Raw genomic sequence first — 23,936 nt, forward strand, 5'->3', positions numbered from 1 at the left:
TCCGCCCCCCACAGATGACTCCTGCGGCCAGCGTTCCTGTGATATGGTTCCGGCTTGTGCTTCCTGCTCGAGGAACAGGAAAATGCAAGTCTTTGCAGCCATCGCGCGAACCTGTTTTCCGGCCTTACTGGGCGGTTGCATGCTGCTCATGCCTGCGACGGCGGCCGAAGAGGCTGCCGATGTCGCGACCGGGACCCGGCTCGCGGAGTTCCTTCGGGCGGCGCGAAGCGTGCTCTCGAACTATCAGCCGCTGATCAACGATCCGTCCGTCGGCGACAAGCATCTCGACGGCGAGCGCTTCACGACGGAGGCGATCGCCTTTTACGCCAAGCGCACCGGCCATCCCTTGATCACCGCCGACCTGTCCGAGCGCGACCGCAAACTGATCCAGGCGCAGATCGAGGCGATGCGCGAGGTCGTCGACGAACAGCAGGCCGACATCAACCGTCCCGGCATCGGCTTCAAGGGCTTCGTCCCGGCCGTCTTCGCGCGGTTGATGAACGAGAAATTCGCCGCCAAGGTGGGTGCCGAGGCGCTGGTCCGCGTGACGGCACCCGAGGATCTGGTACGCAATCGCAAGTCCCTCCCCGATGCCTGGGAATCGGGGGTCATCGAGAATGTTTTTTCTGACGCCGACAGGCCGAAGGGCGACAGCTACACCGAAGTGACGACCGTCGACGATCGCCCCGCTTTCCGCATGCTGCTGCCGGAATACTACACGGAATCCTGCCTTACGTGCCATGGTGCGCCGAAGGGTGAAATCGACGTCACCGGCTATCCGAAGGAGGGAGGAAAGGCGGGCGACCTCGGCGGTGCGATCAGCATCGTCTTGTTCAAATGAGTGCGCCGGATGAGCAACTGCGGTCGTTTTGGGCCATAACGGCGCCCAAGAGGCTTGCTCACCGCCTTGCCGGGCTACCGATCTCCGCCCGCGTTGCGGCCCTGACGGCGGCCGGGCTGATCAGCCTCATCCTGTCCTCGCTGTTTCTGACGCAGGCGCTCTATCGAAGCGCCGACCGCATGGCCGAGACGACGGAACTGTTCGACCGCGCGGCATCGGCAGCCGCGGCGCACGTCGCCTTCGGGGACCTCAGATACTGGCTGACCGATCTCTCGGTAAGCCTCTTGATGAATTCGCAGCGCAATGCCGAGCGGGCGCGCGAACGCCTGGAGGTGCAGCTGGAGCGTCTGGCAAAGCACTCGCCCCGGACGGTCGAGGGAATCCGCAAGGAAGTCGCCGCCTATGTCGAAACGGCGCTCCAAGCGACCGATGCCTATACTCAGGACAACCGCATCATCGGCAATACGCTGCTGGCCAAGGCGCGCACCCACAGCAGCAGCGTCGATCAGGACCTGAACGCGCTCGTCGAGCAGGTAAAGGCCGAGGCGGAGACCGCCCGGAGCGAGGTGGTGCAGCAGGCGCAGAGGACCGCCACGGCCGCCGCCATCCTGGTTGGTGTCCTCGTCGTGATCGGCTCCGTTCTCACGCTTCTCGTCCTGCGCTCGATCGTCGGTCCGCTCCGGCGCCTCAACCGCGTGATCGGCGACCTGAAGGAAGGTCGCTACGACGTCGAAATACCCCAGGGGGGCGGCGACGAAATCGGGGCAATGGCAAGGACGCTATCGCTGTTCCGGCAAAGCGCGATCGAAAAGAAGAAGCTCGAGGAGGAAGCAGAGCGGCAAAGACGCACGATCGCCGCGGCGCTCGAGGCGATATCCGATGGATTCGTCCTCTATGATCCGGACGACAAGATCCTGGTCGCCAACAGCAAATATTGCGAGATCTTTCCCAGCCACGCACCGAACACGCTCCGCGGCAGGAGCTTCCGCGACGTCCTGGAGGAGGATGTCGCGAGCGGGCACGTGGACCTCGAAGGCAGATCACCGGCAGAGTGGATCGAGGAACGCCTCAGCCTGCACCGGGATCCGGCCGGCTTCGTCGACGAGAAACGGTTCGGCGACAAATGGGTCCGCATCACCAAGCGCAAGATTCCGGACGGCGGGACTGTCGCCGTCTACACCGACATCACCGAACTGAAGCTCAGGCAGGTCGAGCTCGAACGGGCAAAGAGCAACGCGGAATCGGCAAGCGAGGCGAAGAGCCGCTTTCTCGCCTCGATGAGCCATGAGCTGCGCACGCCGTTGAACGCCATCATCGGCTACAGCGAAATGCTGATCGAGGAAGCACAGGAGCAGGAAGAGGAGGCGTTCGTGCCCGATCTCGAGAAGATCGCGTCCGCCGGCCGGAACCTCCTCTCGCTCATCAACGACATCCTCGACCTGTCGAAGATCGAGGCCGACCGGATGGAGGTCTTCCTCGAAACTTTCGACGTCGCCGAATTGCTGCGCGACGTGAGTGCCACGGTCGCACCGCTGATGGCGAAGAACGAAAACGCGTTCGTCCAGGAGTTTGGCGCCGACTTAGGCGTGATGACCTCCGACCAGACCAAGCTGCGCCAGAACCTTTTCAACCTGCTCAGCAACGCGGCAAAATTCACCAAGGCCGGCCGGGTGACGCTTTCGGTGCGGCGCGAAGCGAGGGCGGACGTGGACTGGCTCGTCTTCAAGGTGTCCGATACCGGGATCGGCATGACGCCGGGGCAGCAGGAGCGGCTCTTCAACCCCTTCACGCAGGCCGATGCCTCGACCACCCGGAACTACGGCGGCACGGGACTGGGTTTGAGCATCACCCGCAGCTTCAGCCGCATGATCGGCGGCATCGTCGCCGTCGAAAGCGAAGTCGGGGAGGGATCGGTCTTCACCATGGAAGTGCCGGCGGAATGCGGGCAGCAGACCAGCGAAGAGCAAACGGCGGAAGCGTCGCCAGCCGCGCCCGGTCGCACCGCCCTGATCATCGACGACGAACCGGCCGCCCGCAGCCTGATCGCCAAAGCGCTTGCGGAAGCCGGGCTCGCCTCGATCGAGGCGGCAAGCGGCGCCGAAGGCATAGCCGCCGCGCGGACGCACCGGCCGGCGGCAATCATCCTCGATATCATCATGCCACATCAGGACGGCTGGGCGGTGCTGCGGGCGTTGAAGAGCGATCCCGAACTGTGCACGATCCCGGTGATCCTGGCGACGATCCTCGCCGATCGCGAGCTCGGCCTTTCGCTCGGCGCCGTCGAATATCTGACGAAGCCCATCGACACCGAGAAGCTGATCAGGACGATCGAGGCCTGCGGCGGCGGCAATCGCGATGTGCTCGTCATCGACGACGATCGGGCATCGCGCGATTTCCTCCGTCGTATTCTGGTGAAGAGAAACTGGACGGTTCACGAGGCCGCCGACGGCATTCGCGGTCTCGAACTGATGAAGCGGCTGCTGCCGCGCCTCGTTCTGCTCGATCTTCTGATGCCGGAGATGGACGGCTTCGAGACCCTCAGCGAAATGCAGAGAATTCCGGAACTGCAGAAGATTCCTGTCGTCGTCGTCACGTCGAAGGACCTGTCCGCAAAGGAATTGCGATGGCTGCGCGACCGGGCGGTCGCCGTCGTCAACAAGGGCGCGAACAGCAGGTCCCAGCTGGTCGAAGCCCTCGAACGGCAGATCCCATCGCAGGAACCGGCGGCCCCGGCGACCACGAACAGCTGACGCGCATGACCGAAGGAGAACCGAAATGACGAGAATCCTTCTGGTGGAAGACAATGAAATGAATCGCGACATGCTTTCGCGGCGACTGTCTCGCCGCGGCTTCGATGTGCTGATCGCGGAGAACGGCGAGGCGGGCGTCGAGCTCGCAACCTCGGAAAAGCCGGACCTGATCCTTATGGACATGAGCCTGCCGGTGATGGATGGCTGGGAGGCCACACGACGGATCAAGGCCGATCCCGCGACCTGCGACATCCCGGTCATCGCGCTCACCGCGCATGCGATGGCAAGTGATCGGGAGATGGCGCTCGAGGCCGGCTGCGACGACTATGACAGCAAGCCGATCGATCTCTCGCAGCTTGTCAGGAAGATCGAGAAACTGCTGGAGACTTCGCATTGAGCACCGCTTAGATGAGTATCGGAAACGAATTTCAGCGCCAGGCCATCGCCGCCCATGTCGAGCAGCGGCTGGCTGGCCCTGCGCGGGCGATTTTGGGTTTTCAGGAGTTGCTGCTCGAGCAGGCGCGGGATTGCGGCCTGACGCGCCTTTTGAGCGATCTCGAGCGAATCGGCGCCGCTGCCAGGCAACTGAACGGCCTCGTCGATCGGTTGACGGACGGCAAGGCCGATCGCGCCGGGGCGGGCGACCCGGACGCGGAGGCAAGGCTGCGCCACGATCTGCGCACGCCACTCAACGCCATCATCGGCTATTCGGAAATGATCTTGGAAGATTCGGGCGACTTGCAGCCGCACACGCTGAAGGAAGACCTCGCCGAAATGCTTTCGGCAGCGGCGGACCTGTTGAAACAGGTCGATGCGCTTGCCGGCTTTTCGCGCGGCGAGGCGATCGAAGTGATCGAGCCGGAGGTTCGAACCGAAATAGACGCGGCCGAACTCGAACGGCTCCTGTTCAGCCACGAGTATGAGGCATGGTCCGCTCCGACCGGCACGATACTCGTCGTCGACGACGTCGCCGGCAATCGCGATCTTCTCTCGCGGCGCCTGCGGCGCGAAGGCCATCGCGTCTTCACCGCCGAGTCTGGTCTCGCTGCGCTCGCAAGGCTCTCGGAAGACGAGTTCGACCTCATCCTGCTCGACATATTGATGCCCGACATGAACGGCATCGAGATGCTCTCGCGGCTGAAGAGCGAGAACCGGTGGCGGCACGTCCCCGTGATCATGATCTCGGGCTTGAGCGAAGTGGCGGCGGTGGCTCGGTGCATCGAGGCGGGCGCAGACGATTATCTGACGAAACCCTTCAACCCGATCCTCTTGCGCGCGCGCATCAACGCCACGCTTGAAAAGAAGCGCTGGCTCGACCGCGAGCACCGCTATCTCGAGCAGATCGAAACGGAGAAGAGCCGTGCCGACGCGCTCATCCGCGCGATCCTGCCCGATCAGATCGTTTCGCGACTGCATGGCGGGGAGGAGATCATCGCCGACCGCTTCGACGAGGTTTCCATTCTCTTTGCGGATATCGTCGGCTTCACGCCCATCGCGGCGCGGCTGGCGCCATCGGACCTGGTCCGGCGCCTGGATGGCATATTCAGCCAGTTCGATCTCCTGACGCAGGAACATCGCGTCGAGAAGATCAAGACGATCGGCGACGCCTATATGGCCGCCTGCGGCATCCCCGAACCCTCAGTGGACCACGCCGACAGGATCGTGGCACTCGGCAAGTCGATGCTGGAATCGCTCGAGACCATGGCGCCCGACGGCGACCGCTTCCGCATCCGCATCGGGATTCATTCGGGGCCCGTGGTCGCCGGCCTGATCGGCCGGCTTCGTTTCGTCTATGACGTGTGGGGGGAGACTGTCAACGTCGCGAGCCGCCTGGAGTCCCAGGGTGTTGCCGACCATATCCAGATCTCCGAGGCGACCCGTCGGGCGCTTCGCGGGTCCTGGCGGCTGCAACCCCGTAGCGCGCTCAACCTGAAAGGCGTTGGCGCGATCGAGACCTATCTCGTTCGATAGTTCCCCTTCAGTGTGAAGTAGCGAGTTCGAAGCATCATCCCTCGACGCCTCCTCACACGGTCTTCGGCACCTCGACGAACAGAGGCGATCGCTCCTGCTTCATCTTCTTGTGTCTGATCTCTACTATTTGCCGCTACCGGTTCCGCGCAATATAGATCGATTGGTCAAAATTTTCTAAAAAAGTAATACTTGAAAATCGACTCGACCTGCGCGTCTTTCTCTGGTTCTATTCTGCCGTACTGTTTTCAGATGCTTTCAAGGGGCGGATGGCAGATGGCTTACGACTGGGACGGAAAGCGCACGCGTCGTCTTCAGATGCTGAGATTCGCGGGAGCGCTGGCCATACCGGCCCTCCTGTTCGGTTCCGCCATTGCGGCCGCGGAGTGGATCGAAATGGATGGCACAGCCGTGAGTACGGTTCATTTCCGATAATCTCCGGCGAAACAGTATTTCACCAAATGGAGCCGAAATCGGCGCATGCTGATCTCCGCCGCATCAGTGTCGGAGAGAGAGGGTAAGATGATTTCCGCTCAGTCCTCCAGTTTCGATCCGATCGGGCCCGACGAACTGGCGATGATCGGCAAAGCCTTCCAGGACGAGCTGCAAACGCGCGCTTTGTCCCGCAAGTCAGGCGAAGCGGAAGCGCTCGCCGCAAAGCTGATCAACGCCTATCAGGCAGGAATTCGCGACGATCTCGGCCTGAGGATCGTCGCAGGGCTGTCCTGAGCCGCGCGGCGGCGTCCACCTGCCGCGAAGGCATCGATCTCGGTCGGTCAGCGGCGAGCCTGCCGCCGAGGTCATCGCGCCAGGCATTCCGCTGTTCGCAAATTGTCCAGGAAGAAACACAGCGAGTTCAAGTCGTCACCCTCTCGGTTCATGCCATCTGCACCACAGCATCGACATGCTGCGGCCGAGCGGGACCCGAATCCTCTGCAATCCGGCCAGCCCGGGTTCTCCGAGCCGCCTTTAACGAAAGCCTCGTGGTGGCGCTGGCAGCGTGGATTCCGGCGTTACTCGGAAGGCTCTTTTGTCAGCGCTTTCACCAGATCGACGAACTTCAGGTGGGTTTTCGCGTCTGAATCTTCACAAAGGCGCGATTGACGGCGACGCCCACGGTGGAATTCAGGAACTGCGCGATTTCCTCGCTGGCGAGGACCCGTTGAGGGTGAGGAGGCAATCGAGAATACGACCAACGTTGGCCGGCTCTGGTCGAAACACCGACCCGGCAATCAATCCGCAACCAAGACGAGGGCTCAGGTGGCGCCCGCTACCTGCCCAGCTCGTTCAGCCGCTGCTGGCAGATCGTCTCGACGAGGCGGAGAAGATGCTCGGTCCGCTCGAGAAGCCACCCGAGCGCTTCCTCGCTAATTTCGAAGTGCTTGGAGTAGCGTGCCTTCACATAGGCTTCGTTGAGAATGTTGTACCAGGCGGCAAAGCGATGCTGGTCGCGCGGCCAGGCCGCGATGAGCCGGCGATCCTGGTCTTCGGCAAGCCCGCGGAGGAATTTGAGGTTGTGCGACGGTGGACTGTAGTTGGTGAGCGTCGGAAACTCCTCAAGGAAGGTCCAAGCCAGATTTCCGGCTCATCAAGCTCCGAATCCACCGGAATGAAGCCTTGCAGGAAGAAGGTCCGCAATGGCCTGTCGTAGCCAGTGACGGCTTCCGGGCCAAAGCAGCCATTACGGTAGACACAGGCGAGACGTCCTTCGTAGAGAAAAAGCCACATTTGTTTCTTCGACGTTCCGAAGAAGCTCGTTCTCATTTCCATCATTGCGCCTCGGACGTATAATCGGTGAGCAGCAAAGTTTCTGGCTAAGGCATCCACCGTTCTCATCATCCGACTCTGGTTCGGGGAGGGTCTTTGTAGCGGAAACAAGCTTAGCTAACCTACGTAGGAAGGCACTTCCCGTGGCGATCGACGAACCGGCCGAACCCACCAAGCGTGATTTTCTTTATCTGGTGACGGCAATGGCAGGAGTGGTCGGACTTGGGGCGGCCTCTTGGCCATTTATCGATGTAATGCGTCCCGACGCCTCGACCCTTGCCCTGGCCTCTATCGAGGTGGACGTGTCCTCGCTCACGGAAGGCATGTCGTTGACCGTCAAGTGGCGCGGCCGCCCCGTTTTCATCCGCAATCGGACCGGCAAGGAGGTTGAAGCCGCGACCGCGACCGCCCTTGAGGAACTCAAGGACCCCGTGGCGCGAAATGCGAACCTTGACTACGACCAGCCGGCAACAGACGTGGCGCGCTCAGCCGGTCAGGGCAGGGAGAACTGGATCGTGATGATCGGGGTCTGTACGCATCTGGGCTGCGTCCCTTTAGGACAGGCCGGCGATTTCGGAGGCTGGTTCTGTCCCTGCCACGGATCCCATTATGACACCGCGGGGCGCGTGCGAAAGGGACCCGCACCGGAGAACCTTGCGATTCCCCCCTTCCAATTCGTGTCCGAAACAGTAGTGCGGATTGGATGACCCTCTGGCTGTTCAATATAATCCAGTCGAGGTCGGATGCGGCTGTCGGTCGCAACTTTCCGTGACCGTCTTCCAATGAGGGTCGCGCCATGCAAGCATAGGCGCATGTTCGCTGTCGTCGCGCTCCGGCGCTTGCTCTGTGTGTTGGCGTTGCTCGGGGTCGTGCTCGGTCCCGTGAGCGTGAGCACGGCGGCGAATGCGATGGCGCTTTCGTCCGACATGCAGATGGAAGCCATGCCGGGCATGGAAAGCTCCGACGACATGTCCGGCTGCCCGGAACAGCAGCCCGCTCAGAATAATGAGTGCGGAAAGGCGTGTCCGCTCGCACTCGTATGCTCCTCCATCATCCTGGTGCATGAGGACAAGGCCAGCGGCTGGCGTGTCGATCTCTCGTCGCGCGAACTGTCGCACGCGATACGCCACGATAGCCACCTGCCGTCGGCCCTTGTCGAACCTCCCGCACGACCTCCCAAAGCCTGATCTCACCCTTTGATCCACTCGATTCGCTCCGTCGCAGACCGGCGGAGGCATCCGTCTATCGCAAATTTTCAAGAACGCGGCCGACGTGCCCGTTCAGGGTGAGTATTCGTATGAACAATTTTTCTCCCAAGGGGATCCTCGCATCGCTGGCGATCGTGCTGGCCTCGACAACCGCATCCTACGCCGAGGCAACGGACTACGAGTTCCAGCTCGTCCAGCCCGAAGTGGCGCAGGGGCCGGAGGCGACCGTCGCGGTCCGGCTGATTGACAAGAGAACGGAGAAACCCGTCTCCAACGCCGTGATCTTCACCACCCGGATGGATATGGCACCGGAAGGCATGGAAGCGATGACCACCCCGGTCGAGGCGCTCCCCTCTATGGAACCCGGTATCTACCGCTTCAAGACGAACCTCAGTATGGAGGGCGGCTGGCGCTTCAAGCTCGCCGCCAAGGTGCAGGGCGAGACCGACACCGTCCAGGGCGAAGTCATCCTGCAGGCGACGCCGTGAAGCCGTTCAAATTCCTGCTCCTCGTCAGCTCCCTCGCCGTTGCCGGCGGGGGAGGCTACGTGGCCGGCACGCGCGGCCTCGCCACTGACTCCAACGAACTTATCTCCGGGCAGGCGCTCGGGGACACCATGCCGCCCGCGGCCATGCCGACGGGCAAGGTCATCTATTACCGCCACCCGGACGGTGTGCCGGAATATTCGGCGACTCCGAGAGAGACCGCCGACGGCCGTGCCTTCGTGGCCGTGAGGGAGAGCGAGGACGTATCGTTCGAGACTGTGAAGATGGCAGCAGCCAAGAAAGCGGAAGCCGCTCCGTCGACGGGCGAGCGGAAGGTGCTCTACTACCGCAATCCCATGGGCCTGCCCGACACCTCCAAGGTCCCAAAAAAGGACTCGATGGGCATGGATTACATCCCGGTCTACGAGGGCGACGAAGCGGACAGCTCCGTCGTCAAGGTTTCGCTGGGCAAGCTCCAGCGCATCGGGGTGAAGACGGCGACGGCCGAGCGAGCCGTCGTCAGCCGCGAGGTTCGTGTGCCGGGGACGGTCACGTTCGACGAGCGGCTGGTGCGGATCGTCTCAATGCGGGCGGACTCCTTCATCGAGGGCGTCGCCAACGTGACGACAGGCGCCCGGGTGCGGAAGGGGGACGGCCTCTTCCAGTTCTACTCGAAGGAGGTCGTCAAGGCCGGGGCCGAATACACCACGGAACTGCGCAGCGGCGGCAAGCCGGACCTCGACGTCGGCGGCGCGCTGCAACTGCGCAATCTCGGCGTGCCGGAAGAGACGATCAGAGCCATTGCCAAGGAACGGACGGTGCCCAGGAGCATCGCTTATCTCGCGCCGAGCGACGGGGTCATCCTCGAGCGCAACGCGACCACCGGGATGATGGCGGAGGCCGGCGACGTCCTGTTCCGCATCGCCGACACGTCGCGGGTATGGGTGATCGCGGACGTCCCCGAATACGATGCCATGGTCATCCGGAAAGGCGCGACGGCGACGGTCAGGGTAAGGAACCTGCCCGGCAAGGCGTTCGAGGGCACCGTCGATCTGATCTATCCTGAGCTTCGGACGCAGACGCGGACGGCCAGGGTGCGGGTCGAGCTTTCCAACGGCGAGGGCCTGCTGCTTGCCAACATGTACGCCGAGGTCGAGATCGCTTCTGGCGAACGAAACCCCGTCGTCGCCGTGCCGAACAGCGCCGTCATCGACACGGGTGACCGCCAGGTGGTGTTCGTCGACAAAGGCGAAGGCCGCTTCGAACCGCGCGACGTCGCGCTCGGAGCGCGAGGCGATGACCGGACGGAGATCAGGAAGGGGATCGAAGCCGGCGAGAAGATCGTCGTCTCCGCGAACTTCCTCCTCGACGCCGAAAGCAACCTTAATGCGGCGTTGAATGCGCTGACCGCGAGCGAGGGGCAGCCATGATCTCGAATGTCATCGCCTGGTCTGCCCGCAATCTCGTGCTGATCATCGTCGGCGCCGCGCTCTCGATCGCCGCGGGGATCTATTCCCTGCGTTCGCTTCCCCTCGATGCCATTCCCGACCTCTCGGACGTGCAGGTCATCGTCTTCACCGACTATCCCGGCCAGGCGCCGCAGGTGGTCGAGGACCAGGTCACCTATCCGCTGACGACGTCCATGCTGACGGTACCGCGCTCGAAGGTCGTGCGTGGCTTCTCCTTCTTCGGCGTATCCTTTGTCTACGTAATCTTCCAGGACGGGACCGATCCGTATTGGGCGCGCAGCCGCGTACTCGAATACCTGAACGCCGCCTCAAGCCGACTGCCGGAGGGCGTTTCGCCGAGCCTCGGCCCGGACGCGACGGGTGTGGGCTGGGTCTACCAGTACGCCCTTGTCGCCAAGGAATTGTCGCTCGCGGAACTGCGTTCGCTGCAGGACTGGGTCGTCCGCTTCGCCGCTTCGAAGTCCGAGGGCGTCGCCGAGGTCGCGAGCGTCGGCGGTTTCGTCAAGCAGTATTCCATCGTCGTCGACCCCGCGCGGCTCAGGGCCCAGAACGTGACGCTGAAGCAGGTCGCCAATGCGGTCCGCGCAAGCAACCGCGACGTCGGCGGGCGAACGGTCGAAATCTCCGAATTCGAGTTCATGATACGGGGCAAAGGCTACCTGCAGGGCATCAAGGACATTGAGAACGTCGTTCTGATGACCGAGGGCGGCACGCCGCTGCGTCTCGGCGATGTAGCACGGGTGGAGACGGTTCCGGACGAGCGTCGCGGCATCACCGAACTCAATGGAGAAGGGGAGGTCGCAAGCGGCATCGTCCTGCAGCGCGTGGGCGAAAACGCGCTTAACGTCATCGACAGCGCCAAGAAGAGCCTCGCGGCGATCAAGGAAAGCCTTCCCGCGGGCACGGAAATCCTGCCTGTCTACGACCGTTCCGAGCTGATCGAGGCAGCGATCAAGACGCTGAAGGGAACACTGATCGAGGAGTCGATCATCGTCGCCCTGGTGACCATCGCCTTCCTGCTGCATGTGCGCAGCGCCCTCGTCGCAATCATCATGCTGCCGATCGGCATCTTGATCGCCTTCATCGCGATGCGCGCGCTCGGCATCGGAGCGAACATCATGAGTCTCGGCGGCATCGCCATCGCCATCGGCGCGATGATCGACGCGGCGATCGTCATGATCGAGAATGCTCACAAGCATCTGGAACGCGCGCCGCCCGGCCAGCACCGTACCGAGGTGCTGATCAAGGCGGCGAGCGAAGTCGGCCCGGCGCTCTTCTTCAGCCTGCTGATCATCACCGTGTCGTTCCTTCCGATCTTCACGCTCGAATCGCAGGAGGGACGGCTGTTCGGTCCGCTTGCTTTCACCAAGACTTTCGCCATGGCGGCCGCCGCGCTGCTGTCGGTGACGCTCGTTCCGGCGCTGATGGTCGTGTTCGTGCGCGGCCGGATCGTCCCGGAGCATAGGAATCCGCTGAACCGTTTTCTCATCTGGATCTACCGCCCGGTCATCGCCGGGGTGCTGCGCGCGAAGACGATCACCATCCTCTTGGCGGTCACCGCCCTCGCCGCGACGGTGTGGCCAGCGCGGCAGATCGGCAGCGAGTTCATGCCGAGCCTCAACGAAGGCACGCTGATGTACATGCCGACGACCTTGCCCGGCCTGTCGGTTACCAAGGCGGCCGAGTTGATGCAGACGCAGGACCGGATCATCAGGTCCTTCCCGGAGGTCGAGACCGTCTTCGGAAAGGCGGGGAGAGCGCTGACGGCCACCGATCCCGCGCCGACGGAGATGTTCGAGACGATCATCACTCTGAAGCCGAAGTCGGAATGGCGGCCGGGAATGACGATCGATAGCCTGAAACAGGAGATGGATGCGGCGCTGCAGTTCCCCGGCGTTTCCAACGCCTGGACCATGCCGATCCGCGCTCGCATCGACATGCTGTCGACGGGCATACGCACACCCGTCGGCGCCAAGGTATACGGCACCGACCTCAAGGAGATGGAGCGGATCGCGCGCGACATCGAGACGGTGCTGAAAACGATCGCCGGCACGTCAAGCGCCTATGCCGAGCGCGTCATCGGCGGCTACTACCTCGACATCGTCCCCGATCGCTTGGCGCTCGGGCGCTACGGCCTGAGCATCGACGACGTCCAGGAGGTGATCGGCACGGCGCTCGGGTCGGAGGTGGTCACGTCGACGGTCGAGGGCCGTGAACGCTACGGTGTCGCTGTCCGCTATCCGCGGGCCTTCAGGAGCGATCCGCAATCGATCGCCCGCGATGTCGAGGTCGCGCTTCCCGGCGGCGGGACGGTTCCTCTCGGCGCTGTCGCCGACGTGAAGCTGACCCGTGGTGCGACGACGATCCGCACCGAGAACGGCCAGCTTGCCGTCTACGTCTTCGTCGACATTGCCAATCGCGATCTCGGCGGCTACGCCGCGGAAGCGAAGAATGCGGTCGCCAAAAGCGTGACGATGCCCCCCGGCTACTCGGTCGCCTGGAGCGGCCAGTACGAGTACCTCGAACGGGCGAAGGCCCGCCTCGCGATCGTCGTGCCGCTGACACTGGCGCTGATCTTCCTGCTGCTCTACCTGAACTTCAAGGCGCTCACCGAGACGCTCATCGTCATGCTGTCGCTGCCCTTTGCGGTCGTCGGCGGCATCTGGCTGATGTGGTGGCTGGGCTTCAACGCCTCGGTGGCGGTGGTCGTCGGCTTCATCGCGTTGGCCGGGGTGGCGGCCGAGACCGGCGTGATCATGCTGATCTATCTCGACCAGGCGCTCCGGGAGCAGCGGTCGGCATGTGCGGCGGAGAAGCGCGCGTTCACGCGAGGCGACCTGCATCAGGCGATCATGGTCGGAGCGGTCGAACGGGTGCGGCCGAAGATGATGACGGTCGTGGCGATCATCGCCGGGCTGGTGCCGATCCTCTGGAGCACTGGAACCGGATCGGAGATCATGCAGCGCATCGCCGTGCCGATGATCGGCGGCATGATCTCATCGACGGTGCTGACGCTTGCCGTGATCCCGGCGATCTACGGACTGGTGAAGGGCTGGCGGCTGCCGACCCGCTCCGACGAGCGACCAGCGGTCGAGGCCGCAGAGGAGCGGCTCATGGAGGCAGCTGAGTAATGCGCAAGTCAAGCGGCTCTTTGAGTTGGATCGAAGGTTTGTCTGGTTCGGAGCATTGTCCACAGGACGGTGACGCGTCGGCAGGCCAAGGCGATGATGGCCTGGGTGTGATGTTTTCCCTCTCGCCGTTTTCGGTCGTAAAAGGCTTTGGAGAGCGGGTCTCTGGTAGAGACGGCGCAGAAGGCACTGTGGAAGAATACCCGCTTGAGGGCCTTGTCGCCGCCAAATGCGCGGCGCCAGTTCCTGGATTTTCCGGACTGGCGGATGATGGGGGTCAGGCCTGCGGCGCTGGCCAGGGCGTCGGCCGAGTGGAATCGCTCGATGGTGCCGATGTTGGCGATGCGTTTTGCCGACAGCACCGCCCCCATCCCCGGCAGCGAGCGGATGAGGGCGCCGTCAGGGTGGCGCTCGAGCAGGGCCTCCAAGTCGCGGTCGATGCGGGCGATCGCCTCGCGCACCCGCAGGGCCTCAGCGGCGAGCTCGCGGATCATGTCGGCGAAGCTGGCCTCGCCGGGAACGGCGATGCTCTGGCCCTCGGCGGCTTCGAGGGCGCGTTGGGCCAGTGCCTCGATGGCGTGCAGGTGAGGTGTTCGCTTGAGATGCGCCATGAGCCGTTTGAGGCCGGCCCGGCGGATCTCGGTCGGCGTGACGTAGCGGGTGACAAGGACGAGCGGTCCCTTGGCCGTCAGATCGAGCCGGCGTTCGAGGCCGGGGTGGATGGCGCCCAGGAGCTGGCGCATGCGGGAGATGCGGCGCGTCTGGTCGTCGCTGAGTTCGCGGCGTCGCGTGACTTTGAGGCGCAGTGCGATGGCGGTCTCGTCGTCTGGCAGGATCGGGCGCAGATCACGCGTCCGGACCAGCTCGGCGATGGTGCGCGCATCGCGCGGGTCGGACTTGCTCTCTCCGCCGGAAAAGCCCTGTCCGGCCCGGTTGACGGCGATGCCGGGCACATGGACGAGACGCAACCCCTTGGCCAGAAGGATGGCCTCCAAGAAGCGCGCCAGCGATCCGGTGATGTCCAGCCCGACCACGACCTCGCCACCGAGGCCGCGCAGGTCGGCGACGAGGCGCTCGATCGCGGCCTGATCGTTATCGACCGCGCGGTCGAGCAGAACCTGCGCGCGCGCATCGAGAGCGCAGGCCCAATGGGTTTCCTTGGCAACATCTATTCCAACGTAAATCTCCATGACGCTCCTCGCATGACGCGGCGACCGCGCAGGCCCGGACACGCCGACATCGCCTTACATAGCCATCGCGGGCATCGAGCAATCAGCGGTCAATCCAGGTCGGTGAAGCGGGCGGCTCAGCCCCCGGAGCCATCAAGGACAGCCAGAATGACAACCATACCCGCATCACCTGCGCCTAAGCAGCTTCGCACCGCAGTAAGCACTATGAATAGGGGTAAGGCCGAATGAAAGGAGGCAGCCACGATGAACGATATGATGGGCGGCGGCATGCTGTGGGGCATGGGGGGCATCGGCATCCTCACGTTTCTCATGATCGTGCTCGTGATTGCGGCCTTGATCAAATACCTGTTCTTCCGCTGAGACGTCCGCCCGCGTCGCGTAACGCGATGTTGACCCGCCGGGCCGCCGTAGCGCCGCATCATGGCTTGTATTCCCGAGTGTTCGGCGCGATCCTCTCCATCATGAAGCACTGGTCTGTCCGGCAGCTAACCCACTTGCTTCTCGCGGTCTTCCTTGCCGCGGGAATGGGCATTTCGGTCGCCCAGGCGATCGGCATGGCCGCGATGATGGCGACGATGTCCGACATGGCAATGTCGGCCCAAGGAGACTGCCAGGGTTGCCCCGACCAGCCCAGCGATAGCGCCATGAAGGCGATGGGCTGCGGCAGTATCTGCGCCGCACCCATGGTCTCACCGCTTCCAACGGTCGCGTTCGTTCCGCCTGTTGATGATCCGGCTTCCGAGGCGATCCGCGATCCTCTCCTCGTTGGCAGGGCGCTGCAGCCCGACCCCGATCCACCACGAACCTCCGACCTCGGTTGAGTTCCGGCTGTCGCGACCAAGCGGTACTGCCGGATGAACGAACGCGTGTGCATTGACGCCCATGCGTTCCGTCATCGACGATGATCGGAAGGATCGAATGTGAATAGCGAATCCCATTGTCTCGTGTCTCGCCGTGGTCTGCTCCAGGCCGGCGCGGGCCTTCTGCTGGCGAGTGCGCTGGCACCGTTCCCCGCGCGGTCCGCGCCGTCCGACGGCTACCGCATCGTCGCCGCGCCCGGCCGCACACGACTTCGTCCGGATAGGCCGGAAACGGATGTCTGGACATACAACGGAACGGTTCCGGGCTCGGTCGTGCGCCTTCGCCAGGGCGAGCGCGCTCGCCTAGTCGTCGAAAACCGCCTCGACCAGGAAACGACGGTCCACTGGCACGGTATCCGGCTGCCCAATGCCATGGACGGGGTGCCTGGGCTGACGCAGCCGCCGATCAAATCCGGCGAGACCTTCGTCTACGAATTCACGCCGCCGGATGCGGGAACCTTCTGGTACCACCCGCACGCGAACAGCCTCGAACAGCTCGGCCGCGGCCTCGCCGGAGCCGTGATCGTCGAGGATCGTGAGCCCGTCGCTGTCGACCGTGACCTTCTCTGGCTCCTATCCGACTGGCGTCTGACGGATGGGGGCGGAATCGCACCCCGCTTCGGCAACCGGATGGAGGCGGCGATGTCCGGCCGCGTCGGCAACACCGTGACCCTCAACGGCCGGGTCTCCGAAGCAGAGCCCTTCCGGGCGGGCGAGCGCGTCCGTCTGCGCCTCGTCAACGCGTCGCTGGCCCGGATCATGGCCCTGCGTTTCGAGGGGCATCGACCGATGGTCGTTGCGATCGACGGCCAGCCCTGCGATCCGCACGAGCCGGAGCACGGCCGCATCCTTCTCGGCCCGGCCATGCGCGTCGATCTTGTCCTCGATCTGGAGGGCGAGCCGGAGCGGCGCTACGACGTCATCGATGACTTCTACGATGGCCTGTCATACCGGCTGACGCAGATTGCGTACGACGAGCGGCCGCCGATCCGCGCGCACGCTTTCGACGGGCCTGTTGCACTGACCCACAATCCCCTGCCGGAGCCGGACCTCGCCTCTGCCGAGCGCCACACGCTGACCCTCCAGGGCGGCATGATGAGCATGTCCGGAATGTCCGGTATAAGCGGGATGATGGGCCGGGGCATGATGGGTGGTGGCGGTGGAATGATGGGAATGGGCCACGGCGCGGTCTGGTCGATCAACGGCCAGTCGATGACCGGCGACGGCCATGCCGGCATGGAAAACGACCTCACGTTCGAGCGGGGCCGCAGCGTCCTGCTGGAGCTGCGCAACGAGACCGCTTGGTGGCACCCGATGCATATCCACGGGCACAGCCTCAAGGTGCTGACCCGCAACGGTAGGCCCCTCCCGCACCGCCAGTGGCAGGACACAGTGCTGCTGGCTCCGAAGGACGTCGTCGGGGCCGCCTTCGTCACCGACAATCCCGGCGACTGGATGCTGCACTGCCATGTCATGGACCACCAGATGTCCGGGATGATGACGGTGCTGCGCGTCGCCTGAACCAAACAGAACCGCTCAAGGAGAACCGAAATGAATCCTTCAATCCGCTTCGCCAGTCTCGTCGCTCTCATCGCCTTCGCCGCGCCGGCCCTTGCCGATCCGCTGCAGGCGACGCTCTACAAAAACCCGCAATGCGGCTGCTGCGAAGGTTACGCCGCCTATCTGCGCGACAACGGCTTCAATGTCGACGTGAAGCCGACCAACGACCTTCTCGAGATCAGTCGCGAGGCGGGCGTGCCGGAAAACATGCAGGGCTGCCACACGATGTTCATCGACGGCTACGTGGTCGACGGGCATGTTCCGGTGAACATCGTGCGCAAGCTCCTCAAGGAGCGGCCGCCGATCGCCGGCATCACCTTGCCGGGGATGCCGATGGGCTCGCCGGGCATGGCCGGTACAAAGACCGAACCGTTCGTGATCTACACCGTGCCCAAGGACGGCAAGGCACCGGAGGTCTACACGACGGAATGAACAGGATGGACATCGACACAGATGGGACATCTGCGCCATCTGCCCTGCGCCGCCGGTTGCTTCTGCTGCTGGGCGCTGCAGGTCTCGCCGGGCTTGCGGGCGTTCTCGCGTTCCAGGGACCCTCCCAACCAGCACCTGAGGGTGCGCCGAAAGGCTTCGTGCTCAACGATGCGCCGACGCCTGTCCCGGAAGTGCGGTTCACCGATGGTAGCGGACAGCCGCGCTCGCTTGCGGATTTCCGCGGAAAGGTCGTACTCCTCAATGTCTGGGCGACCTGGTGCTTGCCGTGCCGCAAGGAGATGCCGACCCTCGATCGACTGCAGGCGGCGCTAGGCGGCGACAGGTTCCAGGTCGTCGCCCTCTCGGTCGACCGCCAGGGAGCAGCGGCGGTGAAGGCGTTCTTCTCGGAGATAGGGGTGCGGCGTCTCGCCGTGCACGTCGACGTTTCGGGTCAGGCGCTTTCCGCCCTTGCGGCTGCCGGATTACCCACAACACTTCTAATCGACGAGGAGGGACGGGAGCTCGGCCGCCTGATGGGCCCGGCCGAATGGGACGCACCGGACATGATAGCGTTCCTAATGTCGATCGTGGAAGGGAAAGCAGGAGGCGTCGCCGCCTCCATGAACAAGGGGAGTTCGCGATGATGTATCCGGTGCGGATGGTGCGACTGGCACTGCTCGCGGTCGCCGCGTTGTTCGTCTTGCTCACGCCCGCCGCGGCGCACTCGCTCGAGGAGGTCGACCAGGAACTTCGCGACAAGGAGCAGTACTTCCAACCTGTGGACAGCGAAGCGCCTGGCTTCACGCTGCAGGATGCCGACGGCCGCGTCATCGGGCTTGAGGCCCTGTGCGGCAAGGTCGTCGTCCTGAATTTCGTCTACACCAATTGCCCGGACGTCTGTCCGCTGCACGCGGAACGGATCGCCGATATCCAGAAGATGATCAACCAGACGCCGATGAAAGAGATGGTCGAGTTCGTCACCGTCACCACCGACCCGAAGCACGACGCCGGACTCGTCCTCCGCGACTACGGCGAGGCGCACGGGCTCGATCCTCGGAACTGGGTCTTCCTCACGTCCGCGCCGGACAAGCCCGAGGACACGACCCGCAAGATCGCCGAGGCCTACGGACTCAAGTTCACCGAAGGCGACGGCGGCATGCAGATGCACGGTATCGTCACCCACGTGATCGACCAGGACGGACGCCTGCGCGCCCGCTTTCACGGGCTGAGGTTCGAGCCCGTCAATCTGGTCCTCTTCGTCAACGCGCTGACAAACCGGACCCAGAAGCCGCACCCGCACCCCCAGCCGGGCTTCTGGGACAAGCTCAAAGGATCGCTCCCATGGTAACAGAAGCGCCCGACAATGCCTCATCCAAGCAGGACTCCGCTGGAGCACGGGGGCGAGGCCTTAGGGTCTTGGCGTTCAGCGCCGTTGCGGCGGCGGCCCTGTCGGTCGCGCTTTCCGGGCTGGCGCTGCTGTTTGCCGCGGGCGTCCTTCCGCCCCTTCGCAAGACGGACGATCTCGAGCGGCAACCCCATGCCTATATTCTCGCCAACTCCCAGGTGATCCTTGAGTCCGTGAAAGGACTGGAAGCGCGCCAGCAGGCGGCGGCCAACAGCGAAGCGGCGAAGGTGGTCTCGGAGCGGCAAGATGAAATCTTCAACGACCCGGACGCCCCGGTCGGCGTGAATCCCGAGGGCAACGCCATCCTGGTCGAGTTCTTCGACTACAACAGCCCCTATTGCCGTCAGGCGGCACCGCTGCTCGGCAAGCTCGAAAACGCCGACAAGGGACTGCGTCTCGTCTTCAAGGAATATCCCATCCTCGGCCCCGGATCGGTCTTCGCCGCCCGCGCCGCCCTCGCGAGCCGCAAGCAGGGCAAATATCTCGCCTTTCACCAGGCGATGATGACCTACGAGGGCCGCATCACCGAGACCTCGACCCTCGAAGTCGCCGCCGATGTCGGGATCGACGTCGAGCGTCTGAAGACCGACATGCAAGACCCGTCGATCGACGCCGCCATCAAGCGGAATATCGCCCTTGCGGAGGCCCTGCGCATCGGCGGCACGCCGAGCTTCGTCGTGGGAAAGGAAGTCGTCCGCGGACTCGTCGACGAGGCGACTATGAAGCGGCTGATCGCCTCGGCCCGGGGAAGCTAGCCACCGATGTCGGCGAGGACGGTTCTCTTATCAGCTCTGGGGATTGCCGCGGCCGGGTCGGTACTCATAGGCGCGTGGCCATGGCTGGCCGCCCGGATTGCGAACGGCGACGCCTCGGCCGGGACTATCGCGCTCGGCAAGACGCTCTATGCCAAACACTGCGCCGCCTGTCACGGACCCAACCTCGAAGGGCAGCGCGACTGGAAAAGCCCGCTGCCCTCCGGACGCATGCCCGCGCCGCCGCACGACGCATCGGGCCACACCTGGCATCATAGCGACGGCATGCTCTTCCGCATCACCAAGGAAGGACCGGCCGCGGTTGTCGGCGGCGGCTACCAAAGCGATATGCCGGCGTTCGGAAAGGTCATGAGCGACGAAGAAATCCGCGCCGTGGTCGCCTTCATCAAAAGCACCTGGCCGGAGCAGGAGCGGGCCTATCAGGCGGAGATGAGCCGTCATGAGCGGGAAACAACTCAGTGACTGCGCGTGCGCTTATCATTACCTCGGCCGAGCGCTGCCTTCGTACATAAACGTCATGGGTTTCGGCCCGCGCATGCAGCCGGTCTCAATGCAATCGATGCCGAAGCCGGTTCGCTCTATCATCGATCAGATCGGGCGGTTGAGGCGGCAGCCGCCCGTGATCCGCCGCCAAACCGGAGTGAGGGTATCCTGCCACCAGCGCACTCCACGGTCAGGCGAAAGCCCGTGCTCGACGAATAGCAGCCTGCCCCCGGCCTGAGCACGCGCCGCATTTCCGAAAGCGCCGCATCGGCTCCTGGAACAGTGCACAGGGTCCATGTCGTCACGACCGTGTCTACGCTGCCGTCGTCGAGCGGGATCGCTTCTGCCGATGCCTCAATGAATTTGACCGGCATCTCAGAACGTGGAACACGACGCGCCATCGCGAGCAGATTTGGGTCAGGTTCGAGCGCCAGAACTTCCCGGACGACCGGACGGTAAAAAGGCAGATTCTGGCCCGAACCGCTGCCGATCTCCAGGACGCGCCCCTCGGCGGCACCGATCACCCGCTCGCGATAGGGGCGCAGACGCTCGTTTCGCATGGAGAGATCGCATCGCTTCGGCAGAATGAACGTCGCGGTAGATACCCATGGATCTCTCCTCCCGTTTCAAATCTCTCGCAGGTCAGGAGGTGTGGCAAGGGCCAGCGGAACTGATGCGATACTGACAGCCGCACAAAGAGGCCAAAGAGCGCGGCCGCGTATGCTTCTCTACATCGGGTGCGTTGCCGTGAGGCCAATGCTTCCAGCGGCCATCCAGATTGCCATGCCAATCATCATCAGGTTTTCGGTCAGCGAGATGAACCCAAGGGGGACATTGCTCGATCCGCCGACGCAGGCGCACTTCAGCTCTCGCTTGTCGATGTAGACGGCCTTGAAAACCGAAACAGCCCCTACCGTACCGATGAACATCGCGACCGGGACCGACAACCAGTTCAGGACGCCCGCCACCATGAGCACGCCGGCCAGTCCCTCTGCATAGGGATAGATATAACTGTACGGCACCCAGCGCTTTGCCAGGAGGTCATAGTTCAGGAACATCGTCGCAAAGCTCTCGACGTTCTGGAGCTTCATCATCGCCAGAACGACCATCGAAAAGGCGATGAACCATTCCGCTGCGCGCAAGGTGAAGGGCGTGCCGTTGACGGCATGGCTTGCCGCCATCGCCGTGAGTGCGGTCAGCGTGAACAGCACGATCACCGGGCGGTAGCTAGTCGCCTTCGGGCCGGCGACGGGCTTCCCGAGAAAGCGGCGCACGTCGTCGTAGCCGCCGACCCGCTTGCCATCGATGAAGACCTGAGGCGTCGTCGGCACGCCGTGCTGCGCCTTGAAAGCGTCCGTCTCATCGCGGGTGCTCAGGTGGTGATCATCCACCTCGTAGCCCGACCGCTGCAGCAGGTCCTTTGTCTTCAGCCCGTAGGGGCAGGTGTGGCTTGGCATCACCATCCGGTACAGGACGGCCTTCTTGGAGAGATTCTGCGGATTGGTCTTGTCCAACATTTTCACATCTCCTTGTTCTTGTGAAATCGTTGGCAGGACTATAAGTTCCGTACCATGGTACAGAGTCAAGACCCTCAAGAACTGACGATCGGGAAACTTGCGGCTGCCGGAGGCGTGGGTGTCGAGACCATCCGTTTCTACCAGCGCAAGGGGCTGCTAGCGACGCCGAAGCCGCTGGAAGGCGTGCGCCGTTATGGCAGGGAGGACGTGCGTCGGCTGCGCTTCATCAAACAGGCACAGACGGCGGGCTTCACGCTGGAGGAGATCGGCGAGCTTCTGGCGCTGGATGCCGGGGAGAACCGCTCGGCCGCGCGGCAACTGGCGAAGAAGAGGCTTGAGCAGCTTGACGCCAGGATCGGAGAGCTTCTCCGTGCTCGGGAAGCTCTCCGGAAGCTGGTGTCCGAGTGCGCAGAGGATAAAACGGGGCCGTGTCCTATCCTGGCGTCCTTCAGAGTGTGAACTCAGTCAGGTCGGCCGGAGGAATTCGGCCAATAGGCCCTATGTTCCGCTTGTGCGACATTTCGGTTGGGGAGGAAGGTTGGCTCTCCAACTCTCCGGTGGCAGGTGTTTGGGCCACGGACCTCAACGTCTTGCCATCCTCGCTGAAGAAGCCGGTCACGCCAACGACTGCATTGGACTTGAGCAGGACGAGGGTGCTGGCGGGGTCCTTGAGATCGACCTCGCCCTTGTTGAGGGCCGCGGCCACCTCCTTTGGGATCGCGTTGATATCAACTTTCAATCCCAGCTCAAGAGCCTTTTCCGGGCTGAGCCCTGGCCCGACGCCGCCCGCTCTTTCGCCCGCTATCGCATCGTGAAGATTGAGCTTGCCGCCCCAAAATCCTCGCTGCCGAATGTGTCGCAGCCTATTAATGTGCGACTTGATAAGCGGCCGACATCAGTTCCTCAGGATTCGGCGCCCTGAACGTATAGCCAACCTCCAAAACTTCGGTGAAGCTCCAGCGTACGATCCCCGCCCGGTCCAGTAGGAACTGACCGACAAGCTGCGGCTGGCGACCCATCATCTGCTGATCGGCTTCCGTAATCTCATATCCCTCCTTCTTGTTGAGAAACTCGTTCATTGCCATTACGTCCATCGGCTCGGGCAACTCGCGCGGGAGATGGACCCGTATCGCCATGACCGTATCCATCCCGACCTCACGCAAGCCGAAAGCACGGTGCGAGGCCCGCTCCGGGTCGGAGGCCGCGAGAAGATCTGGTGTCGGGTGGTACCGGAAATAGAGCCGCGCGCGTTCGACCGGGGTGTTGACGACCGCCAGGCATTCGACGCCTTTCTCATGCAGGGCCGGTTTGAGTTGCGCCATCGCCGCGACATGGCGCCGGCAGAACGGACAGTGTAGACCTCGAAACAAACCGATCAGTAACGGGCTATGGCCTCGAAAATCATTGAGCGCAATCTTGCCTTCGCGCGAGATCGCATCGAGTACCACGTTCGGTGCCCGATCGCCTGGCCGCAGCGGGCGGTCGACAGTACTCGTGGACATGACAACCTCCTTGCCCCAATCAGTCAAGAAAACGCTTCGCGATTGCACCCGTGCTCCTGCGCCAGAGTAAGTTAGCGTTCGGCCATTGCCGAGCCCGAGATTAAGCGTTGCAAATCTATCTTAACATGGAAAATACATTTGCGGTTTCGCTCCCCTGCCGAGCTGCCATGAGCTCGCTATAATGACGGACAGCGAGTTCCGGCGTGGCATTGGTGAATTTCGCCTGGACGAGCGACGGCACCGCCAGATGCTCACGTTGGTCGAGCACAGATCTTGATTGCCTTCTCCCCGGCTGGTGTACCTCCCAGTATTCAAGTCTCGAAAACTCGGCGGCCTCGGATGAGGGGATGCCAAATATGGCGAATGACCTCACATGAGAGCACTCTCGAATGCTATCGCGCTGAAGGTCCGGTGCGCGACCTCGTTTTCGACGCTCACGTCTGCGATGATCAAGGTCATCAATGGGTCGAACTCGTCCCTACCAGTCGCCAATCCGAACGTCTTGAAAGTCCGCAGTGCCGACATACACGGTGCTCGCCCGTACTTCTGTTCACCACCCGACTGAGACGATCGGAAAGCGGCACATGCCGCCCAGCCC

Annotated in this window: 22 protein-coding genes and 2 pseudogenes; 18 read left to right on the top strand and 6 right to left on the bottom strand. The window is 63.3% G+C overall.

The window, feature by feature from the left end; genetic code table 11:
* The first annotated feature begins 82 nt into the window (after nt 1-82).
* The 5 genes from EKH55_RS18440 (at nt 83) to EKH55_RS18460 (ending at nt 6,288) form a co-directional block, all read left to right on the top strand.
* Nucleotides 83-841, top strand: a complete 759-nt coding sequence (locus EKH55_RS18440; protein WP_151612265.1) for a c-type heme family protein — start codon at nt 83-85, stop codon at nt 839-841.
* Nucleotides 838-3,591 carry a response regulator gene (locus EKH55_RS18445; protein WP_151612267.1) on the top strand — a complete coding sequence of 918 codons (2,754 nt, stop codon included), beginning with the start codon at nt 838-840 and terminating at the stop codon, nt 3,589-3,591. The genes EKH55_RS18440 and EKH55_RS18445 overlap by 4 nt, the downstream gene beginning before the upstream one ends.
* A 25-nt stretch (nt 3,592-3,616) precedes the next feature.
* Nucleotides 3,617-3,988: a response regulator gene (locus EKH55_RS18450; RefSeq protein WP_069460999.1), complete on the top strand. Its 372-nt coding sequence runs from the start codon at nt 3,617-3,619 to the stop codon at nt 3,986-3,988.
* An 11-nt stretch (nt 3,989-3,999) separates the two neighbouring features.
* Complete coding sequence (locus EKH55_RS18455) at nt 4,000-5,562, top strand: adenylate/guanylate cyclase domain-containing protein (RefSeq protein ID WP_151612269.1); 1,563 nt, start codon at nt 4,000-4,002, stop codon at nt 5,560-5,562.
* Nucleotides 5,563-6,081: 519 nt separating this feature from the next.
* Complete coding sequence (locus EKH55_RS18460) at nt 6,082-6,288, top strand: hypothetical protein (RefSeq protein ID WP_151612271.1); 207 nt, start codon at nt 6,082-6,084, stop codon at nt 6,286-6,288.
* Nucleotides 6,289-6,829: 541 nt separating this feature from the next.
* On the opposite strand, the pseudogene EKH55_RS18465 reads toward EKH55_RS18460, so the two are convergent.
* Nucleotides 6,830-7,105 (bottom strand): annotated as a pseudogene (locus EKH55_RS18465) (HEPN domain-containing protein); the annotation flags it as partial.
* A gap of 364 nt (nt 7,106-7,469) precedes the next feature.
* On the opposite strand from EKH55_RS18465, the gene petA reads away from it, so the two are divergent.
* From petA to EKH55_RS18490, 5 genes are all read left to right on the top strand, one after another.
* Nucleotides 7,470-8,033: a ubiquinol-cytochrome c reductase iron-sulfur subunit gene (gene petA / locus EKH55_RS18470; RefSeq protein WP_151612273.1), complete on the top strand. Its 564-nt coding sequence runs from the start codon at nt 7,470-7,472 to the stop codon at nt 8,031-8,033.
* A 105-nt stretch (nt 8,034-8,138) separates the two neighbouring features.
* Nucleotides 8,139-8,513, top strand: coding sequence for a hypothetical protein (locus EKH55_RS18475; protein WP_225192329.1), 375 nt, complete (start codon nt 8,139-8,141; stop codon nt 8,511-8,513).
* A 110-nt stretch (nt 8,514-8,623) separates the two neighbouring features.
* Nucleotides 8,624-9,022 (top strand): FixH family protein, encoded by a 399-nt coding sequence (locus EKH55_RS18480; protein ID WP_151612277.1) that lies wholly within the window; start codon nt 8,624-8,626, stop codon nt 9,020-9,022.
* Nucleotides 9,019-10,449 (top strand): efflux RND transporter periplasmic adaptor subunit, encoded by a 1,431-nt coding sequence (locus EKH55_RS18485; RefSeq protein WP_151612278.1) that lies wholly within the window; start codon nt 9,019-9,021, stop codon nt 10,447-10,449. Before EKH55_RS18480 ends, EKH55_RS18485 begins: the two co-directional genes overlap by 4 nt.
* Nucleotides 10,446-13,619: an efflux RND transporter permease subunit gene (locus tag EKH55_RS18490; protein ID WP_151612280.1), complete on the top strand. Its 3,174-nt coding sequence runs from the start codon at nt 10,446-10,448 to the stop codon at nt 13,617-13,619. Before EKH55_RS18485 ends, EKH55_RS18490 begins: the two co-directional genes overlap by 4 nt.
* Nucleotides 13,620-13,627: 8 nt before the next feature.
* On the opposite strand, the gene EKH55_RS18495 is transcribed toward EKH55_RS18490, so the two are convergent.
* Nucleotides 13,628-14,806 (bottom strand): IS110 family RNA-guided transposase, encoded by a 1,179-nt coding sequence (locus EKH55_RS18495; RefSeq protein ID WP_151613870.1) that lies wholly within the window; start codon nt 14,804-14,806, stop codon nt 13,628-13,630.
* 437 nt (nt 14,807-15,243) lie between these two features.
* On the opposite strand from EKH55_RS18495, the gene EKH55_RS18505 reads away from it, so the two are divergent.
* The 7 genes from EKH55_RS18505 (at nt 15,244) to EKH55_RS18535 (ending at nt 20,298) form a co-directional block, all read left to right on the top strand.
* Nucleotides 15,244-15,627, top strand: coding sequence for a hypothetical protein (locus EKH55_RS18505; protein ID WP_246231911.1), 384 nt, complete (start codon nt 15,244-15,246; stop codon nt 15,625-15,627).
* 99 nt (nt 15,628-15,726) lie between these two features.
* Complete coding sequence (locus EKH55_RS18510; protein ID WP_151612284.1) at nt 15,727-17,187, top strand: multicopper oxidase family protein; 1,461 nt, start codon at nt 15,727-15,729, stop codon at nt 17,185-17,187.
* 30 nt (nt 17,188-17,217) lie between these two features.
* On the top strand, nt 17,218-17,658 hold the full coding sequence (locus EKH55_RS18515) for a DUF411 domain-containing protein (RefSeq protein WP_151612286.1): 441 nt from the start codon (nt 17,218-17,220) through the stop codon (nt 17,656-17,658).
* Nucleotides 17,655-18,302, top strand: coding sequence for a TlpA family protein disulfide reductase (locus EKH55_RS18520; RefSeq protein WP_151612288.1), 648 nt, complete (start codon nt 17,655-17,657; stop codon nt 18,300-18,302). The genes EKH55_RS18515 and EKH55_RS18520 overlap by 4 nt, the downstream gene beginning before the upstream one ends.
* Complete coding sequence (locus tag EKH55_RS18525; protein ID WP_151612290.1) at nt 18,299-19,006, top strand: SCO family protein; 708 nt, start codon at nt 18,299-18,301, stop codon at nt 19,004-19,006. The genes EKH55_RS18520 and EKH55_RS18525 overlap by 4 nt, the downstream gene beginning before the upstream one ends.
* A complete protein-coding gene (locus EKH55_RS18530; protein WP_151612292.1) occupies nt 19,000-19,818 on the top strand; it encodes a DsbA family protein in 819 nt (272 codons plus the stop codon). The genes EKH55_RS18525 and EKH55_RS18530 overlap by 7 nt, the downstream gene beginning before the upstream one ends.
* Nucleotides 19,819-19,824: 6 nt before the next feature.
* On the top strand, nt 19,825-20,298 hold the full coding sequence (locus EKH55_RS18535) for a c-type cytochrome (RefSeq protein ID WP_151612294.1): 474 nt from the start codon (nt 19,825-19,827) through the stop codon (nt 20,296-20,298).
* 18 nt (nt 20,299-20,316) lie between these two features.
* Here EKH55_RS18535 and EKH55_RS18540 read toward each other — a convergent pair.
* Together EKH55_RS18540 and EKH55_RS18545 are read right to left on the bottom strand one after the other, a co-directional pair.
* Nucleotides 20,317-20,928 (bottom strand): annotated as a pseudogene (locus EKH55_RS18540) (class I SAM-dependent methyltransferase).
* Between the two features lie 119 nt (nt 20,929-21,047).
* Nucleotides 21,048-21,836 carry a glutaredoxin family protein gene (locus EKH55_RS18545; protein ID WP_151612296.1) on the bottom strand — a complete coding sequence of 263 codons (789 nt, stop codon included), beginning with the start codon at nt 21,834-21,836 and terminating at the stop codon, nt 21,048-21,050.
* 54 nt (nt 21,837-21,890) lie between these two features.
* Between EKH55_RS18545 and EKH55_RS18550 the strand changes: the two genes are divergently transcribed.
* Entirely contained in the window at nt 21,891-22,295 is a 405-nt protein-coding gene (locus EKH55_RS18550; protein WP_151612298.1) for a MerR family transcriptional regulator, read from the top strand.
* Here the strand turns inward: EKH55_RS18550 and EKH55_RS29785 are convergent.
* The gene (locus tag EKH55_RS29785; protein WP_246231913.1) at nt 22,285-22,575 is read right to left on the bottom strand and encodes a hypothetical protein; all 291 of its coding nucleotides are present in this window, start codon (nt 22,573-22,575) and stop codon (nt 22,285-22,287) included. The two genes, EKH55_RS18550 and EKH55_RS29785, sit on opposite strands and share 11 nt — an antisense overlap.
* Before the next feature lie 127 nt (nt 22,576-22,702).
* Nucleotides 22,703-23,338 (bottom strand): peroxiredoxin-like family protein, encoded by a 636-nt coding sequence (locus EKH55_RS18560; protein WP_151613872.1) that lies wholly within the window; start codon nt 23,336-23,338, stop codon nt 22,703-22,705.
* Nucleotides 23,339-23,936: the final 598 nt, after the last annotated feature.

The organism is Sinorhizobium alkalisoli (assembly GCF_008932245.1).
Classification (GTDB): domain Bacteria; phylum Pseudomonadota; class Alphaproteobacteria; order Rhizobiales; family Rhizobiaceae; genus Sinorhizobium; species Sinorhizobium alkalisoli.

Excerpts from the sequence above, each read along its gene's own strand:
- EKH55_RS18440 (WP_151612265.1), top strand. The coding sequence starts at position 83 with ATGCAAGTCTTTGCAGCCATCGCGCGAACCTGTTTTCCGGCCTTACTG.
- EKH55_RS18445 (WP_151612267.1), top strand. The coding sequence starts at position 838 with ATGAGTGCGCCGGATGAGCAACTGCGGTCGTTTTGGGCCATAACGGCG.
- EKH55_RS18450 (WP_069460999.1), top strand. The coding sequence starts at position 3,617 with ATGACGAGAATCCTTCTGGTGGAAGACAATGAAATGAATCGCGACATG.
- EKH55_RS18455 (WP_151612269.1), top strand. The coding sequence starts at position 4,000 with ATGAGTATCGGAAACGAATTTCAGCGCCAGGCCATCGCCGCCCATGTC.
- EKH55_RS18460 (WP_151612271.1), top strand. The coding sequence starts at position 6,082 with ATGATTTCCGCTCAGTCCTCCAGTTTCGATCCGATCGGGCCCGACGAA.
- EKH55_RS18475 (WP_225192329.1), top strand. The coding sequence starts at position 8,139 with ATGTTCGCTGTCGTCGCGCTCCGGCGCTTGCTCTGTGTGTTGGCGTTG.
- EKH55_RS18480 (WP_151612277.1), top strand. The coding sequence starts at position 8,624 with ATGAACAATTTTTCTCCCAAGGGGATCCTCGCATCGCTGGCGATCGTG.
- EKH55_RS18490 (WP_151612280.1), top strand. The coding sequence starts at position 10,446 with ATGATCTCGAATGTCATCGCCTGGTCTGCCCGCAATCTCGTGCTGATC.
- EKH55_RS18495 (WP_151613870.1), bottom strand. The coding sequence starts at position 14,806 with ATGGAGATTTACGTTGGAATAGATGTTGCCAAGGAAACCCATTGGGCC.
- EKH55_RS18515 (WP_151612286.1), top strand. The coding sequence starts at position 17,218 with ATGAATCCTTCAATCCGCTTCGCCAGTCTCGTCGCTCTCATCGCCTTC.
- EKH55_RS18520 (WP_151612288.1), top strand. The coding sequence starts at position 17,655 with ATGAACAGGATGGACATCGACACAGATGGGACATCTGCGCCATCTGCC.
- EKH55_RS18525 (WP_151612290.1), top strand. The coding sequence starts at position 18,299 with ATGATGTATCCGGTGCGGATGGTGCGACTGGCACTGCTCGCGGTCGCC.
- EKH55_RS18530 (WP_151612292.1), top strand. The coding sequence starts at position 19,000 with ATGGTAACAGAAGCGCCCGACAATGCCTCATCCAAGCAGGACTCCGCT.
- EKH55_RS18535 (WP_151612294.1), top strand. The coding sequence starts at position 19,825 with ATGTCGGCGAGGACGGTTCTCTTATCAGCTCTGGGGATTGCCGCGGCC.
- EKH55_RS18545 (WP_151612296.1), bottom strand. The coding sequence starts at position 21,836 with ATGTTGGACAAGACCAATCCGCAGAATCTCTCCAAGAAGGCCGTCCTG.
- EKH55_RS18550 (WP_151612298.1), top strand. The coding sequence starts at position 21,891 with ATGGTACAGAGTCAAGACCCTCAAGAACTGACGATCGGGAAACTTGCG.
- EKH55_RS18560 (WP_151613872.1), bottom strand. The coding sequence starts at position 23,338 with ATGTCCACGAGTACTGTCGACCGCCCGCTGCGGCCAGGCGATCGGGCA.